General features: G+C 61.5%; 13 protein-coding genes. 8 read left to right on the plus strand and 5 right to left on the minus strand.

Features of this window, described 5'->3' with window-relative positions; all coding sequences use genetic code 11:
• The first annotated feature begins 165 nt into the window (after positions 1-165).
• The 4 genes from alr (at position 166) to D3879_RS08330 (ending at position 6,264) form a co-directional block, all read left to right on the plus strand.
• A complete protein-coding gene (alr, locus tag D3879_RS08315; RefSeq protein WP_119953582.1) occupies positions 166-1,242 on the plus strand; it encodes an alanine racemase in 1,077 nt (358 codons plus the stop codon).
• A 216-nt stretch (positions 1,243-1,458) separates the two neighbouring features.
• Positions 1,459-3,756, plus strand: a complete 2,298-nt coding sequence (locus D3879_RS08320) for a YgiQ family radical SAM protein (protein ID WP_119953583.1) — start codon at positions 1,459-1,461, stop codon at positions 3,754-3,756.
• Positions 3,757-3,910: 154 nt separating this feature from the next.
• A complete protein-coding gene (locus D3879_RS08325; RefSeq protein WP_119953584.1) occupies positions 3,911-5,152 on the plus strand; it encodes a parallel beta-helix domain-containing protein in 1,242 nt (413 codons plus the stop codon).
• Entirely contained in the window at positions 5,149-6,264 is a 1,116-nt protein-coding gene (locus tag D3879_RS08330) for an SO2930 family diheme c-type cytochrome (protein ID WP_119953585.1), read from the plus strand. The genes D3879_RS08325 and D3879_RS08330 overlap by 4 nt, the downstream gene beginning before the upstream one ends.
• Before the next feature lie 365 nt (positions 6,265-6,629).
• Here D3879_RS08330 and D3879_RS08335 read toward each other — a convergent pair whose 3' ends face one another.
• Positions 6,630-6,812: a hypothetical protein gene (locus D3879_RS08335; protein WP_119953586.1), complete on the minus strand. Its 183-nt coding sequence runs from the start codon at positions 6,810-6,812 to the stop codon at positions 6,630-6,632.
• A gap of 351 nt (positions 6,813-7,163) precedes the next feature.
• On the opposite strand from D3879_RS08335, the gene D3879_RS08340 reads away from it, so the two are divergent.
• The gene (locus tag D3879_RS08340) at positions 7,164-8,012 is read left to right on the plus strand and encodes a mechanosensitive ion channel family protein (protein ID WP_119953587.1); all 849 of its coding nucleotides are present in this window, start codon (positions 7,164-7,166) and stop codon (positions 8,010-8,012) included.
• A 73-nt stretch (positions 8,013-8,085) separates the two neighbouring features.
• Here the strand turns inward: D3879_RS08340 and D3879_RS08345 are convergent, their stop codons facing one another.
• Entirely contained in the window at positions 8,086-8,952 is an 867-nt protein-coding gene (locus D3879_RS08345; protein WP_147411117.1) for a hypothetical protein, read from the minus strand.
• A gap of 46 nt (positions 8,953-8,998) precedes the next feature.
• The gene (locus tag D3879_RS08350) at positions 8,999-9,586 is read right to left on the minus strand and encodes an LOG family protein (protein WP_119953589.1); all 588 of its coding nucleotides are present in this window, start codon (positions 9,584-9,586) and stop codon (positions 8,999-9,001) included.
• A 390-nt stretch (positions 9,587-9,976) separates the two neighbouring features.
• On the opposite strand from D3879_RS08350, the gene azu reads away from it, so the two are divergent.
• Positions 9,977-10,426 (plus strand): azurin, encoded by a 450-nt coding sequence (gene azu, locus D3879_RS08355; RefSeq protein ID WP_119953590.1) that lies wholly within the window; start codon positions 9,977-9,979, stop codon positions 10,424-10,426.
• Positions 10,427-10,479: 53 nt separating this feature from the next.
• Here the strand turns inward: azu and D3879_RS08360 are convergent, their stop codons facing one another.
• The gene (locus D3879_RS08360; protein ID WP_119953591.1) at positions 10,480-11,508 is read right to left on the minus strand and encodes a 2-oxoadipate dioxygenase/decarboxylase family protein; all 1,029 of its coding nucleotides are present in this window, start codon (positions 11,506-11,508) and stop codon (positions 10,480-10,482) included.
• A 147-nt stretch (positions 11,509-11,655) separates the two neighbouring features.
• The gene (locus tag D3879_RS08365; RefSeq protein ID WP_119953592.1) at positions 11,656-12,558 is read right to left on the minus strand and encodes a LysR family transcriptional regulator; all 903 of its coding nucleotides are present in this window, start codon (positions 12,556-12,558) and stop codon (positions 11,656-11,658) included.
• A gap of 163 nt (positions 12,559-12,721) precedes the next feature.
• On the opposite strand from D3879_RS08365, the gene amaB reads away from it, so the two are divergent.
• Together amaB and amaA are read left to right on the plus strand one after the other, a co-directional pair.
• Positions 12,722-14,212, plus strand: coding sequence for an L-piperidine-6-carboxylate dehydrogenase (gene amaB, locus D3879_RS08370; protein ID WP_119953593.1), 1,491 nt, complete (start codon positions 12,722-12,724; stop codon positions 14,210-14,212).
• A 71-nt stretch (positions 14,213-14,283) separates the two neighbouring features.
• A complete protein-coding gene (gene amaA, locus D3879_RS08375; RefSeq protein WP_119953594.1) occupies positions 14,284-15,567 on the plus strand; it encodes an L-pipecolate oxidase in 1,284 nt (427 codons plus the stop codon).
• Positions 15,568-15,921: the final 354 nt, after the last annotated feature.

Genomic DNA, 15,921 nt, shown 5'->3' on the forward strand with positions numbered 1-15,921 from the left:
TCGCGCGGTGCTCGCCATCCTCATGGACATTAAGTCCACTACGGTTGCTGCGTTCCGGGCTTCTTGCCTGTGTCGCGCTCGCTACGGTTTGGCAGGCGGTTTACCTCAATAAAACGGGCGCCAGGGGTTAAACTGGGCGCCCGTTTTGTTTTAGGACGACGTTGCATGCGCCCGCTTGTTGCCACCATCGATCTTGCGGCCATTCGCCATAACTATGCGGTCGCCAAGCGCTGCGCGCCGGGGCGTGAGGCATTTGCGGTGGTGAAGGCAAATGCCTATGGGCATGGTGTGCGTGAGGTGGTCGGCAGCCTGCCGGAGGCCGATGGCTTTGCGGTGGCCTGCCTGGAAGAGGCGGCTGAGGTGCGGCGGGTGAATGCCGAGGCGCGTGTCCTGTTGCTTGAGGGCTGCTTCGAGCCGGCGGAGTACCACTCTGCTGCGCAGCTGGCTCTGGATGTGGTGGTGCAGGGGGCGGAGCAGGCCGAGGCATTGCTCGCCGCTCAGCTGCCCGGGCCGCTGAATGTCTGGCTCAAACTCGACAGCGGCATGCACCGGCTGGGCTTTGCCGCTGATCAGCTGCGGCATTGGCATGCGCGTCTGGCTGGCGCGACGCAGGTCGCTGAACTCAATCTGCTCAGTCATTTCGCCTGTGCCGATGAGCGTGGTCACCCACTCACCGAGCAGCAGGTGGAGGCCTTCCTCGATCTGCTCGATCTGGACTTTGACCAGCGCTCGTTGGCCAATTCGGCCGCCATCCTGACCATCCCGGCGGCTCATATGGATTGGCTACGACCGGGCATCATGCTCTATGGCGCCACGCCTTTCGTCGATCTGACGGCCAAGGAGTTGGGGTTGCGCCCGGCGATGTGTCTGACCGCGCAACTGATCGGCCTGCGTGACGTCGCGGTTGGCGAGAGTGTCGGCTATGGCGCCTGCTGGGTCGCGCAGCGGCCTTCGCGGATCGGCACGGTCAGTTGCGGTTATGCTGACGGTTATCCGCGGCATGCGCCTTCAGGTACGCCACTGGTGGTGCGCGGCCAGCGCGTGCCACTGGCGGGGCGGGTGTCGATGGATATGTTGGCAGTCGATCTGACCGATCTTCCCGAGGCGCAGTTGGGCGATGCGGTCGAGTTGTGGGGCGCGCAATTGCCGGTCGATGAGTTGGCCCAGGCCTGCGGCACTATCGGTTACGAGTTGCTGACTAAGGTCACCGCTCGCGTGCCGAGGCGTTATCGCAGCTTTTGACTCTCTAGTCCGTAGGGCGGAACACCCGCAGGGTTTTCCGCCGGATGCGTAACTACCCTTCTCGATGGGTGTCGCTTGCCGCTCCCTACAGGCGTCGGAAACGCTGCGCGGTTCCGACCTACGCGACTGAAACCCAGCGCCACGGTCGGATTTGGTTAAATTTTGTGCTATATTCCGCGCCCGCGATTTTCCTCTTGAACGCCATCGGTCACCGACATGCAAGCAGCCAAGCCGTTATTCGACTATCCCAAATACTGGGCCGAATGTTTCGGGCCCGCACCTTTCCTGCCGATGAGCCGGGAAGAGATGGATCAGCTTGGCTGGGATTCTTGCGACATCATCATCGTCACCGGCGATGCCTACGTCGATCACCCGTCCTTCGGCATGGCTATCATCGGCCGCCTGCTCGAGGCCCAGGGCTTCCGCGTGGGCATCATCGCGCAGCCGAACTGGCAGTCGAAAGACGACTTCATGAAGCTCGGCGAGCCGAACCTGTTCTTCGGCGTCGCGGCCGGCAACATGGATTCGATGATCAACCGCTACACCGCCGACAAGAAAATCCGTTCCGACGACGCCTACACCCCAGGCGGTTTGGCCGGTAAGCGTCCGGATCGCGCCAGCCTGGTGTATAGCCAGCGCTGCAAGGAAGCCTACAAGCACGTGCCCATCGTCCTTGGTGGCATCGAGGCCTCCTTGCGCCGCATCGCCCATTACGATTACTGGCAGGATAAGGTTCGCCACTCGATCCTGATCGACGCCTGCGCCGACATTCTGCTTTACGGCAACGCCGAGCGCGCCATCGTCGAGGTCGCCCAGCGCCTGTCCTACGGTCAGAAGATCGAAGAGATCACCGATATCCGCGGCACCGCCTTTATCCGTCGGGATACCCCTGAGGGCTGGTTCGAGATCGACTCCACCCGCATCGACCGTCCGGGCAAGATCGACAAGATCATCAATCCCTACGTTAACACTCAGGATACCCAGGCCTGCGCCATCGAGCAGGAAAAGGGCCCGGTGGAAGATCCGCAGGAAGCCAAGGTCGTGCAGTTGCTGCCGAACCCCCGGTTGACCCGCGACAAGACCGTGATCCGCCTGCCGTCCTTCGAAAAGGTCCGCGGGGATTCGGTGCTCTACGCTCACGCCAACCGCGTGCTGCACCTGGAAACCAACCCGGGCAACGCCCGTGCGCTGGTGCAGAAGCATGGCGAGGTGGATGTCTGGTTCAACCCGCCACCCATCCCGATGACCACCGAAGAGATGGACTACGTGTTCGGCATGCCCTATGCGCGCATTCCGCACCCCGCGTACGGCAAGGAGAAAATCCCGGCCTACGACATGATCCGTTTCTCGGTGAACATCATGCGCGGCTGCTTCGGTGGCTGTACCTTCTGCTCGATCACCGAGCACGAAGGGCGGATCATCCAGAACCGCTCAGAAGAGTCGATCATTCGCGAGATCGAAGAGATTCGCGACAAGGTCCCCGGCTTCACCGGCGTTATCTCCGATCTTGGCGGGCCGACCGCGAACATGTACCGCATCGCCTGCAAGAGCCCGGAGATCGAGTCCGCTTGTCGCAAGCCTTCGTGCGTGTTCCCGGGCATCTGCGAGAACCTGAATACCGACCACTCGTCGTTGATCCAGCTGTATCGCAGCGCCCGCGCACTGCCGGGCGTGAAGAAGATCCTGATCGCCTCGGGCCTGCGTTACGACCTGGCGGTCGAGTCGCCGGAGTATGTGAAAGAGCTGGTCACCCACCACGTCGGTGGCTACCTGAAGATCGCCCCGGAACACACCGAGGAAGGTCCGCTCAACAAGATGATGAAGCCGGGCATCGGCAGCTATGACAAGTTTAAGCGGATGTTCGAGAAGTACTCGAAAGAGGCCGGTAAAGAGCAGTATCTGATCCCGTATTTCATCGCCGCGCATCCTGGCACCACCGACGAGGACATGATGAATCTCGCCTTGTGGCTGAAGAGCAGTGGCTTCCGGGCGGACCAGGTGCAGGCGTTTTATCCCTCGCCGATGGCCACCGCCACCGCCATGTACCACTCCGGGAAGAACCCGCTGCGTAAGGTCACTTACAAGAGTGACACGGTGAATATCGTCAAGAGCGAGCAGCAGCGCCGTCTGCATAAGGCCTTCCTGCGCTACCACGATCCGAAGGGCTGGCCGATGCTGCGTGAGGCGTTGACCAACATGGGCCGTGCCGACCTGATCGGTCCCGGCAAGAACCAGCTGATTCCGCTGCATCAGCCGGCCACCGACAGCTATCAAAGTGCTCGTCGCAAGAACTCGACACCGGCTGGCAGCCACAAGGTCGGTAAGACTCAGGCGCTACTGACCCAGCACACGGGCTTGCCGCCGCGCGGAAGTGATGGCAGCAACCCGTGGGACAAGCGCGAGGCCGCCAAAGCTGCCGCTTTCGCCAAGGGTAAAGAAGAAGCCAAGGCGCGCGCGGATGCGAGCAAGGGTAAAGGCAAGAAGCCTGTGAAACGGCCAGTCGTACCGCGCTAATTTGCCGCGATCAGCAAAACGCCAGCCTTCGAGCTGGCGTTTTGCGTTTTTGCAGATTGATCTGTGCGATAGCGCGGCGTCGGCAGGGGTTGGTTTTCGTTTTAATTGGTACTATGGTACCAATATTGTGAAAAGAACCTCCGCGGAGCCTGCCATGCGTATCGCCATTCTGTCCCTGCTTGCCGTATCTGTATTGCTCGCTGCCTGTGGTGAGCAAGGCAAGGCGCCGAGCACTCTGGTCGACTTCCAGAAGGAGCTGCAGGCCAAGCTGATCAAGGCTAAGGCCGGTGAGGTCATCGAGATCCCGGCCGGCACTTACCAACTCGACCGCAGCCTGAGCCTGAAAGCCAGCGGCGTGACCATCAAGGGCGCGGGCATGGACAAGACCATCCTCAGCTTCAAGGGCCAGAAGAGCGGCGCCGAAGGATTGCTGGTGGACGCCTCGGACTTCACCATCGAAGACCTGGCGTTCGAGGACACCAAAGGCGACTCGCTGAAGGTGGTCGGTGGCAAGAACATCGTCATCCGTCGCGTGCGAACCGAGTGGACCAACGGCCCAGCGGCCGAGAACGGCGCCTACGGCATTTATCCGGTGCAGACCGAGAACACCCTGATCGATGGCGCCATCGCCATCGGCGCCTCGGATGCCGGCATTTACGTCGGTCAGTCACGCAACGTGGTGGTGCGCAACAGCCGCGCCGAGCGCAACGTCGCCGGTATCGAGATCGAGAACACTATCGGCGCAGACGTTTACGACAACATCGCCACCGGCAACACCGGCGGCATCCTCGTGTTCAATATGCCCAACCTGCAGCAGGCTGGGCGCGCCACGCGGGTCTATCACAATCAGGTGCAGGGCAATAACCACGCTAACTTCGGCCACAAGGGCACACCGGTTGCCAGCGTGCCGGCTGGTTCTGGCGTGGTGATCAATTCCAACGACCTGGTCGAAGTCTTCGACAACGATATCGGCGAGCACAGGACCGCCAACGTAATCGTCAGCAGCTACTTCAGCACCGGTTACACCAATCTCTCCACCACCGAAGCCTTCGACCCTTATCCGGAAGGCATCTTCATCTATGGCAACCGTTTCGGGCCAGGTGGCGACAGCCCGGACAACCTCGAGCTGAAGGCGCTGAAAATCACTCAGTACGGCCTCAATGGCCGCCTGCCGGACATCCTCTGGGATGGCTACTTCAACCCGGCAAAACTGGTGGACGGCACGCTGCCGGCGGATCTGGCGATCTGCATCGATAACGGCGAGGCTGGCTTGATCAACGTCGACGGCCCGAATGGCTACAAGAACATCAGCACCGACATGAGCAGCCACAAATGCACGCTACCCAAACTGCCGGCCATCGACCTGGCTTCGGCCAAGGCGGGGCAGGGTGCATGAAGCGTTCGCTATTCCTGTTAGGTGCGTTGCTGCTTGCCGCTTGCGGTAAACAGCCGGCGCCGTTGTACCTGCCGGAAGGCGACAAGTATCCGCAAACGCTGAGCGAATGGGGCCTGCTCAAGCTCGGCGACGGCCACCTGCAAGCGGCCGCCGAGGTGTTGCCCTATGACCTCAATACACCGTTGTTTACCGACTACGCGCACAAGCTGCGCACGGTCTGGATGCCGGCGGGCGAGTCGGCGCAGTACGCGGAGGAGCATTTCGACTACCCCGTTGGCACTGTGCTGAGCAAAACCTTCTATTACCCGAAGGATCAGCAGGGCCGCCTGCGGCAAAGCAACCTCGATGATCGTGACCCGAAAAATGGCCTGACTCTGGCGCGGGTGCAGTTGATCGAAACGCGCATCCTGCTCAAGCAGAAAACCGGCTGGGTGGCATTGCCTTACGTGTGGGACGCGCAGCAGAAGGAGGCGCATCTGGAATGGGCCGGCGAGAGCCAGACGCTGAGCCTGCTCGATGATCAAGATCGGGCGCTGGCCGTCGACTACCAGGTGCCGGACGCCAACCAATGCGCCGGCTGCCATGAGGAGCGGCATGGTGAGGGCAGCAACCCGCTGGGCCCGAAAGCGCGTCATCTGAATAAGGATTTCGTCTACGCCGAGGGCTCGGACAATCAGCTCAAGCAGTGGCAGCAACGCGGCCTGCTCAAAGGCTTGCCGGTCGAATTTGCTGGCGTGCCACAGAACGCGTTGTGGGGCCATCCGCGCGAAGGCGAGAGCCTGGAGCGACAGGCGCGCAGTTACCTCGATGCCAACTGCGCGCACTGCCACAATCCCAAGGGGCCGGCGCGAACTTCCGGATTGCTGCTCGATCCAGCGACGCCGTTGGGTATTCCGGTCGGCCTGTGCAAGCAACCAGTGGCGGCGGGCAAAGGCTCGGGCGATCGGCTGGTGGATATCCACCCCGGCCATCCCGAGAAGTCCGTGCTGATCTATCGAGTGGAAAGCGTCGACCCCAGCGTGATGATGCCGGAACTCGGCCGCTCGGTCGTGCATCAGGAAGGGGGTGAGTTGCTCACCCGCTGGATCGTCAGCCTTGACGGCGGTTGCTGACGGCCTTGCGCAGAGGCGTGTCGTGAGCCGCCTGTGCAGCCCAGCAAGAGAGGTACTGCGGGCATTGGCATAACCTCAACCCTGACCCGGGGATTAGGTTCCGTACGGAAAGTGCCGGCGGGCTTCGCGCATGATGCTGCGTTAAACACAGGCTCAGCAGGCAGCTTGTTGCTAACGCGCTCTAGCGCGGCCTCGAAGGGGCGAGCGAAGCGAGTCATGCTCATTTACAGCGCGTAAACTGCGCTTCTTCGCCTGTTTTGACTCGCTGGAGCTCGCCCTTCGGGCCAGCCGGCGGCTGTTACTCCGCTCCGCTCCGCTGCGTTGCGCCTTGCCTGATCTTCGCTCGGCGACTTTTCATACAGAACCTAGGCGCTAGGGGTTGCGTCTGCCGGCGCTTGATCAGTAGCTTCGTCAGTGGACGACTCGGCTTGCTCCAGTTGCGCCTGCTCGGCCTGAGCGGCGTTTTTGCGCTGCAGTTTTTCCTCTTTCTTCTGCTCTTTGGCGAGATCGCGCTGACGCTTGGCGAAGGAATAATTAGGTTTGGCCATTGGTGATCCTCTCTCGTGGGGGCGATGTTGTTGTGGATTATGCCAGTGAGTCCTTTGACTTTGGGGTGTTCTCGACGATTCGCCCCGATTAAAACGTAATTATCCGCCTAGCAAGCCCCGAACGCTCCGACTACTTCACCTCAGCAGGTACATCCGGGCGGAGCGGCAACGCGCTGTTGTCGCTTGCCGGGCGCGGGTGCTGATGGATTTGCCTGGGTTTATCGCTGCGCAGCCCTGCCAACGGCTTTGCAAACCGCTCTACGGGCTTATCCGCGCTGCTTAATTTTCCAGCCAACCTGCGGTTGTCGTGCTAGCTTTTTTGAGTCATTCCCAAGCACTAGGCGCATAACCATGGACGAAACAACGATCGTTAATGTGGGTACGGAAAAATTCAACTCGCTGGTCAACCTGGCTTCGCAGTACGGCGCGGCGTTTGCCATCAAGATTCTCTCGGCGATTGCGTTCTGGGTGATCGGCCGCTGGCTGATCGGTTTCGCCGTCGGCCTGGTGCAGAAGTCATTGGGCCGGCAGAAGGTCGACCCGACCGTGCTGCGCTATGTCGGCTCCTTTATCACCGTGACACTGAACATCATCTTGGTGATCGGCATCCTCGGTTTCTTCGGGGTGCAGACTACGACCTTCGCGGCGTTGCTGGCGGCGGTCGGCCTGGCCATCGGTATGGCCTGGTCTGGGCTGCTGGCGAACCTGGCGGCGGGCGGTTTTATCATCGTGCTGCGGCCGTTCAAGGTTGGCGATTTCATCAGCGCCGGTGGCGTGACCGGCACAGTGGTCGAAATCGGCCTGTTCGTCACCGCGATCAACACCCCGGACAACGTGTTGACCTTGGTCGGCAATAACAAGATCTTCGCCGACAACATCCAGAACTACTCGCACAACACCTTCCGCCGGGTGGAGTTGAAGGCGCAGCTGTCGGGTGCGGCGGACTATCAGACGGCCATCGAGTTGCTGAAGAGTCGTATCGCCGCGATCCCCAACGTCCTGGCCGAGCCTGCGGTAGATGTCGAGATCCTCGAGATCAATCTGGTCGGCCCGGTGCTGGCGGTGCGCCCGTATTGCCATAACGACCAGTACTGGCAGGTGTATTTCGACACCAACAAGATGATCAAAGATGCCCTCGGCAAAGGCGGCTTCCCGGCGCCAATGCCGGCGCAGACGGTGATCATGCAACAAGCGAGCTAGTTGCAGGCTGGGCAGGAGGGCTGTGTACGGCGCAATTAACCGAGGGGCATGGCGCCGTATGCAGGGTAATGGGCTATTGCATTGACCCGGGGAAGGTCTGATCCGAGACAATCAGGCCTTTGACCAGGGTTCTAACCTGCTTATCCAGCTGTTGAAACTGGCCCAGTCGAGACGTTTCGAACTCGTAAGTCAGGACTAGATTCTTATCCAGCATGCTGTTGGCCCGGCACCATCTGAACGCGGCTTGCGGGTCAATGTCGCAGACCATGTAGAGCAATTCCGCGGTCTGCCCAGGCTTGGCAATCAGCAACTGTTGATTGCTCCAGGCCGAGCCTTTTGCCGGCGGCGGGGCGGTGCGGAAGATGCGAAAGCCATCCGCGGCGTTGGGTACTTCCTCGGTGAAAATATCGCCGGTCTCGTAGTTGAGGCCTCTTTCCACGGGCGTGTTGCCACACAAGTCGTCCTGGCAGCTAGGCTGACCCACGTCGAGCGTCAGGCTCAGTCTGATTTTGACCCGTTGTTTTAACGGGTGTCGGGCGGTTGGCGTTCTTCGCGGGCTAGCGCCGCCCGCATTCAGCTGCTGCATCCACAGGCTCAGTGGCACTAAGTCAGGACCGCCGGCATCAAACTCAATGTCGTGCTGCGGCTTCTCGTGGATGTATGGCGTCCAACTCAGATAGGCGCGCGGGATGTCCAACTTGACGATCCGCCGTGCGCTGCCTTCAGACGTCGCGATGAACTCACTGCCCTTGGCCGTGCCGGTCGACAGCGTGATGTGCACGAGATCAAGGCTGGCCGAACGTGAGGCCAGAGGGCAGCCAGGCGGGTAGACGGAGCAGGCGAAGTCGCTATAGCCCGGCCACAGGAGTTTTCCTGCAAGCCAGACCAGCAGGGCGACTAGCAGCACGCCGCCGCTCAGCAGGAGGTTTCTTTTACTCATGGCATGCAACCCCTCTGGGCCGCCCATCCGTGTTCAGGCATCTGCGTCAGCTCGGCTTACGATCCACCCACTTGGGCTCGACGGCCGGCTGCCAGTTGCCCAGCGCTGCCAGCAGCTCAGACGGTGACTCGTTGATCTGCAGCATGGCGCGATGATGGTCGCGGACGAAGCGCTCGACGACCAGATGGTCGAGGAAGTCGTTGAGCTTGGCGTAGAAGCCGTTCACTTCCAGCAGCCCGAGCGGCTTGCTGTGGTAGCCGAGTTGGCCCCAGGTCCAGACCTCGAAGAGTTCTTCCAGGGTGCCGAGGCCGCCGGGCAGCGCGATAAAGGCGTCGCTGAGCTCCGCCATACGCGCCTTGCGCGCGTGCATGCCGTCGACCACTTCCAGGCGGGTCAGGCCTTTGTGGCCGATCTCGGCTTCTTCCAGGCTCTGCGGGATGATGCCGATGACTTCGCCGCCGGCGGCGAGGGCGGCATCTGCCACGATGCCCATCAGGCCCACGGCGCTGCCGCCGTAGATCAGACGGATGTTACGTTCGGCCAAGCAGCGGCCGAGGGCGATGGCGGCTTCGCGATAAACCGGGTTGGCACCGGGGCTGGCACCGCAGAACACGCATATGGAACGCAGGGACATCATCTACTCCGCGGGTTGAGAATGCTCACAGAGTAATGGCTGCGGTGTCGGCGACCAAGCACTAGGCGGGGTGTCGTTCATCCGGGCAGGTACCACTGGCGCCGCAGGCATAGGCGGCGAGCAGGCTTTGCAGAAAGTTCATGGTGAATACCTCGCGGGTCGGTGAATGCGGCCATGCTAAGCCCGCCGCTGGCGCCAGTCCGGTTGATTGTCTCGATGGCGGCAATAGCTCGGTCCGGCCTCATTGGCTGCGCCCTGGTCATTCCGGAACCGACCCCGGCAGGCAGAGTCCGGAAAGCTGCGGTCTGTTGCCGCAGGTCATGGGAACTCGCTGGCGACTCAGGCAGTCTCCCCTTTGGGCCTGTTGCCCAGACCGCCAAGGAGATTCCCATGATTCGCAAGCTCGTCGTTGCATCCGTGCTGGCCCTGCTCAGTGCGCCCCTGCTGGCTGCTGAATGTTCGGTGGAGGTGCAAGGCACTGACCAGATGACTTTCGATGTCAAAGAGATCAAGGTCAGCAAAAGCTGCAAAACCTTCACCGTGAACCTCAAGCACGCCGGCCAGTTGCCGAAGAACGTGATGGGCCACAACTGGGTTCTGAGCAAAGCCGCCGATTTGAGCGGGATCGCCGCTGATGGCATCGCCGCTGGCGTGGACAAGAATTACCTGAAACCCGATGACGCCCGCGTGATCGCCCACACCAAGCTGGTCGGTGGCGGCGAGTCGGACTCGGTGAGCTTCGATGTAGCGAAGCTGGCCACCGGCGAAAGCTATGAGTTCTTCTGCTCCTTCCCAGGGCATTCGTCGCTGATGAAGGGCGCCGTGACCCTGGTCGACTGATCGCCGCAGGTAAAGCAAAGGCCGCTTTTTCGAGAGCGGCCTTTCTGCTTGTGCTAACGGGCGTTGCGCGAGTCGGTCATCTTGAAGATGCCCTGGGCATTGCTGCTGTCGAAATGCAGATCGAGCTGATCACTCTCGTCGTCGATCTCGCGTTGTATGAACTCGACGAAGGAGCCCGGCACTTCACGCTGGACGCGCTGGCCGGTGGCATTGAGAAAGGTCCGCTGCACCTGCACCGCTTTGTAGGCGGTTTGCATGACTCGGCGGGAGCTGGAGACTTCGATGCTGTCTTTCATCGGGCGGTCTTTGGCCCTTTGCTCTGCGACCACACGTTCGAGATCGCGGACCCGGTCGGTCAGGTGGTTGAAGCGATTGCCTTCGGTGGCGATCCAGGCCATTTCCGCGCTTTCCCTGAGCAACAGCTGATAGTCGCTTTCCCGCACCACGGAATGCTGACAGTCGAAGGCCCGATACAGCGCTGGCAGCAGGGTTCGTGCCTCTTCCGGACTACAGTGGCGAGTCAGGCGCAGGCCTTTGAGGATGCTTAAATGCTCTGCTTGCAGCGGGTCGCGGCTGCTCTCGACGACACGGCTGACCGCTTGCTGGAAGGCTTCGCTGAAGCGCCCCGGATGCAGCTCGGAGACGAAGAGCTGGGCGATATCCGCCGGCAAGTCCTGCTGCCGATAGGCATAGCCAGTCATGTTCAGCTTGGTCAGCGGGTAGGTGCGCACATCGGTGAAGCCCAGCGGTTCCAGCAAGCGGGTGAAGGCCAGGCGGCCGCGTGGCAAGTCACCGTTCTCCGGCCAGTCGACGGTGCGAATGGCGCCGTGGTCGAAGTTCACCTTGCGACCTTGCATGAGCTGTTCGGCGACATAGGTGCGGCCAGCGGGCACGGCCTCCACCAGTTTGTGGAACAGGCAGAGGTTGAGTGCCTCGGCCAACCAGGCGCGGTGCAGGGCTTGCTCGCTATTGGCGAATTCCTGCAACCCTTCAGGTATTTCGACGTGGGCGAAGACCCAACTGGCAGCAGGTTGGCCAATGGCCGAGGCGACCAGGTTCAACAAGCGTGTGGAGGTGGGCATGGTGTGGGTGGCTCTGAGGGTGAAAGCGAGCCTGTATAAAAGCCGGCGCCGACGCGCGCGGCAAGTGAAAAAAAACGCCGGGTTCATTCCATTTATTCTTGCTGGCCGCTGCGGTCTGCCTAGGCTCTGCCGGTAGGGTAGCGCGGCCTAAGCCTCTGGTGCCGTTTCGAGGTGCTCGCGTATCCAGCTCACAAAGTCGCGCACCTTCGGCACCTCGGCGGCGCGTTCCGCATAGGCCAGGTAGTAGGCATTGCTGCTCGCCAGGCTGTGTTGCCAAGGGATCACCAGTTTGCCCTCGGCCAACTCTTCTTCCACCAGGAACCGCGGCAGCAGCGCGACACCACAGCCGACCTGGGCAGCGCGGATGCACATGTAGAAAGTGTCGAAACGTGGCCCGTGATAGCTGTGTTCGGTTTGCCGATCCTGGCTCTGGAACCACTCGTGCCAGGCCTCCGGGCGGGTCGCGTTTTGCAGCAGCACCAGTTCGGTCAACTGGGTCGGATCGCTGAAAGGCTCGGCCGGTAAAGCACTGGGCGCGCAGACTGGGACCATTTCTTCGCCGAATAGTCTGATGCACTCAGCCCCAGGCCGCGCGCTCTGACCGAAGAAGAAGGCCACGTCGCTGCGGCCTTGCGCCAAGTCGTCGGGCTCCAGCTCATTGCGCACATCCAGGTGGATATTCGGGTGACGCAGGCGCCAGCCCTTGAGCCGCGGGATCAGCCAGCGTGAGCCAAAGGTCGGCAGCGTGGAAACCCGCAGCACCTCGGTCTCGCCGCCGTAGGAGCGCAGGTAGTGAGTGGACATCTCCACCTGGGTGAGGATCTTGCGCACCTCGACGAGGTACAGCGAGCCGGCTGGCGTCAGTTGCAGGCTGCGACGCACGCGACGAAACAGTAAGTGCTGAACCAGCTCCTCAAGTTGCGCGACCTGCTTGCTCACGGCGCTCTGGGTCAGGCTCAGCTCTTCCGAGGCGCGGGTAAAGCTCAGATGCCGCGCCACGGCTTCGAAACATTGCAGGGCGGTCAGTGAGGGCATGTGGCGCTTGAGCATGGCGATCCTCATTGTGTCTGGGAGGGCTTTGGCATGAATAAACGGAATGATATATGGAGTAAAGGTCGTTTGTTGGCGCGCAACAGTCCAGTTATTACTGCTGCCATTGCCCCGTCTGTTATTACCCGGCCGTTATTACTTAGTCACTTCAGGTGGAGAACTCATGGTTACCTCATTGCTCGATAAGTTGGGCGTCGCCCCGCAGCGTTATCAACAGGGCGGTCATGCCATCCACACCCCCATCGACGGCAGCCAGATCGCTACGGTGCAGTTGCAAAGTGGCGCCGAAGTCGAGCAGCAGATCGGTCGCGCCGAGCAGGCATTCCAGGCCTGGCGCAAGGTGCCGGCGCCGCGTCGCGGTGAGTTGATCCGGCTGTTCGGCGAAGCGCTGCGCCAGCACAAGGCCGAACTCGGCGAGCTAGTGTCCTGGGAGGCTGGCAAGATCACCCAGGAAGGCCTGGGCGAAGTGCAGGAGATGATCGACATCTGCGACTTCGCCGTCGGTTTGTCCCGTCAGCTCTACGGCCTGACCATCGCCTCCGAGCGCCCCGGCCACCACATGCGTGAGACCTGGCACCCGCTTGGCGTAGTCGGGGTGATCAGCGCGTTCAACTTTCCGGTCGCGGTGTGGGCCTGGAATACCACGCTGGCGCTGGTCTGCGGCAACTCGGTGGTGTGGAAGCCCTCGGAGAAGACGCCGCTGACGGCACTGGCTTGCCAGGCGCTGTTCGATGGCGTGGCCAAGCAGTTCAGTGAGGCGCCGGCTTATCTCAGCCAAGTCATCATCGGTGCGCGGGAGGCGGGCACGGCGTTGGTGGAAGATCCTCGCGTGGCGCTGATCAGTGCCACCGGTAGCACCCGCATGGGCCGTGAAGTGGCGCCGAAAGTGGCGGCTCGTTTCGCCCGCTCGATTCTCGAACTGGGCGGCAACAACGCGATGATCCTGACGCCCAGCGCCGACCTCGATCTGGCGGTGCGCGGCATCCTCTTCAGTGCCATCGGCACAGCTGGGCAGCGTTGCACCACGCTGCGTCGCTTGATCGCCCATGAGTCGGTTAAAGACGAGATCGTCAGTCGTTTGAAAACCGCTTACGCCAAGGTGCGCATCGGCCACCCGCTGGAAGGCAACCTGGTCGGCCCACTGATCGACAAACACGGCTTCGACAGCATGCAGGATGCGCTGGAGCAGGCGTTGAGCGAGGGCGGCAAGGTGTTCGGCGGGACACGGCAACTGGCCGAGCAATTCCCTAATGCCTATTACGTGGCGCCGGCTATCGTCGAAATGCCGGAGCAGAGCGAAGTGGTCTGCACGGAAACCTTCGCCCCGATTCTCTACGTGATCGGCTATAGCGATTTCAACGAAGCGCTGCGCTTGAACAACGCCGTGCCGCAGGGGCTGTCCTCCTGCATCTTCACCACCGATGTGCGTGAGGCGGAGCTGTTCATGTCGGCAGTCGGCAGCGACTGCGGCATCGCCAACGTCAACATCGGCCCCAGCGGCGCGGAGATTGGCGGCGCCTTTGGCGGCGAGAAGGAAACCGGTGGCGGTCGTGAGTCCGGCTCGGATGCTTGGCGCGCCTATATGCGCCGGCAGACCAATACGGTGAACTACTCCCACGAGTTACCGTTGGCGCAAGGTATTACCTTCGATTGAATGGCTCCTGCCGGTGTGGGCGTGACTAACACTGCGCTTACAGGAAATTTGTCGACGTTAAGGATTCGGGAATGACGCTGCGCCAAGAATGCTTGTGGGAAAAACTGACACCTGAGCGGCCAAAAGCCAACGCTCTGAGCGGCGCGCTGAAGGTCGATGTCTGCGTGATTGGTGCCGGCATCACCGGACTGTCCGCCGCGCTGCACCTGCTCGAGCAGGGCAAAAGCGTGTGTGTGCTGGAGGCCCACGAAACCGGGCAGGGCGGCTCGGGGCGCAACGTCGGGCTGGTCAACGCCGGCATATGGATTGCCCCGGACGAAGTCGAGTCCGGGCTGGGCCAGGCGGTCGGCAGCAAGCTGGTGACGACTATGGGAGCGGCGCCGGCACTGGTGTTTTCGCTGATCGACAAATATGCCATCGACTGCCAGGCGCGCCGCGAAGGCACCCTGCACATGGCGCATAACGCTCGCGGAGTGGCCGACCTGCAAAGCCGCTGCGGGCAATGGCAGCGCCGTGGCGCGCCGGTGGAGATGCTGACGGGCGCGGTTTGTCATGAAGCGACTGGCACGCAACGGATCGCGGCGGCCTTGCTCGACCGGCGCGCCGGCACGCTGAACCCGATGGCTTACACCAGCGGCTTGGCGAACGCGGTAACCAAGTTGGGTGGCAAGCTGTTTCACCATTCAGCGGTCACCCGTCTGGAGCGTCAAGGCTCGACGTGGTGCGTGATCACCGAACGCGGCGCGGTCAATGCCGAGCAGGTGGTTATCGCCTCGAATGCCTACACCGAAGGCGAGTGGACTGAGCTGCGGCGCAATTTCTTTCCCGGCTTCTACTATCAGGTCGCCTCCGCACCACTCGGCGGCGAGGCGGCCGCGCGCATTCTGCCGGGCGGCCAAGGGGCCTGGGATACTCGGCAAGTGCTCAGCAGTATTCGCCGGGATGCCGCGGGCCGTTTGCTGCTGGGCAGCCTCGGCAGTGGTACGAATAAACCAGCCTGGTTCCTGCGGGCCTGGGCCGATCGGATTCAGCAGCATTACTTCCCCGAGCTGGGCGCAGTGGATTGGGAAAGTACCTGGACCGGCACCATTGCCTTCACCCCGGATCACCTGATGCGCCTGTTCGAACCGGCGCCTGGCCTGGTCGCAGTGACCGGTTACAACGGCCGCGGGGTGACTACCGGCAGTGTGGTGGGCAAGGCTTTCGCCGACTACTTGGTGAGTGGCGACGCGCAAGCGTTACCGATGCCGTTACAACCCATGCAGAACGTTACCGCGGCCGGCCTGCGCAGCTGTTTGTATGAGGCGGGCTTCTCGCTGTACCACGCCGGGCAATGTTTGCGTGTCGTTATTTGACAGCTTGAGGTCGGTTTGACGGTGATCTTCCTGGGCCATCTGTGCGGCACTGGGGCCGGTATTTTGGGGGCTGGGGTTAACGCGGACTGGCTTAAGCCGACGCGGGGTTTTCACGGTTTTTCGGGCGAATCGCAACAGTGCGCAAGCCAGTAGATTGCGCACCAGTCATGTGCAAATATCAGCCCCCTGTCTATTGTTACTTGGCGTATTGGTGGATTCCGCCGATGCTGCGTCCAGGAATGTTTTCGGTTTCCTGTTTTATTCGAGTAAGTCTCTGATTTAAAACATTTAATGCGAGGTGAGCAGCGCACAAAAAAGACGTTAAGGGCGATCTCAAAATATAAAAATTAATGG

The sequence above is a fragment of the Pseudomonas cavernicola genome (assembly GCF_003596405.1).
Classification (GTDB): domain Bacteria; phylum Pseudomonadota; class Gammaproteobacteria; order Pseudomonadales; family Pseudomonadaceae; genus Aquipseudomonas; species Aquipseudomonas cavernicola.

Coding starts and splice junctions, on each gene's coding strand:
- amaA (WP_119953594.1), top strand. CDS start 14,284: ATGACGCTGCGCCAAGAATGCTTGTGGGAAAAACTGACACCTGAGCGG.
- D3879_RS08365 (WP_119953592.1), bottom strand. CDS start 12,558: ATGCTCAAGCGCCACATGCCCTCACTGACCGCCCTGCAATGTTTCGAA.
- amaB (WP_119953593.1), top strand. CDS start 12,722: ATGGTTACCTCATTGCTCGATAAGTTGGGCGTCGCCCCGCAGCGTTAT.
- D3879_RS08350 (WP_119953589.1), bottom strand. CDS start 9,586: ATGTCCCTGCGTTCCATATGCGTGTTCTGCGGTGCCAGCCCCGGTGCC.
- D3879_RS08325 (WP_119953584.1), top strand. CDS start 3,911: ATGCGTATCGCCATTCTGTCCCTGCTTGCCGTATCTGTATTGCTCGCT.
- D3879_RS08330 (WP_119953585.1), top strand. CDS start 5,149: ATGAAGCGTTCGCTATTCCTGTTAGGTGCGTTGCTGCTTGCCGCTTGC.
- D3879_RS08360 (WP_119953591.1), bottom strand. CDS start 11,508: ATGCCCACCTCCACACGCTTGTTGAACCTGGTCGCCTCGGCCATTGGC.
- D3879_RS08345 (WP_147411117.1), bottom strand. CDS start 8,952: ATGAGTAAAAGAAACCTCCTGCTGAGCGGCGGCGTGCTGCTAGTCGCC.
- alr (WP_119953582.1), top strand. CDS start 166: ATGCGCCCGCTTGTTGCCACCATCGATCTTGCGGCCATTCGCCATAAC.
- D3879_RS08320 (WP_119953583.1), top strand. CDS start 1,459: ATGCAAGCAGCCAAGCCGTTATTCGACTATCCCAAATACTGGGCCGAA.
- D3879_RS08340 (WP_119953587.1), top strand. CDS start 7,164: ATGGACGAAACAACGATCGTTAATGTGGGTACGGAAAAATTCAACTCG.
- D3879_RS08335 (WP_119953586.1), bottom strand. CDS start 6,812: ATGGCCAAACCTAATTATTCCTTCGCCAAGCGTCAGCGCGATCTCGCC.
- azu (WP_119953590.1), top strand. CDS start 9,977: ATGATTCGCAAGCTCGTCGTTGCATCCGTGCTGGCCCTGCTCAGTGCG.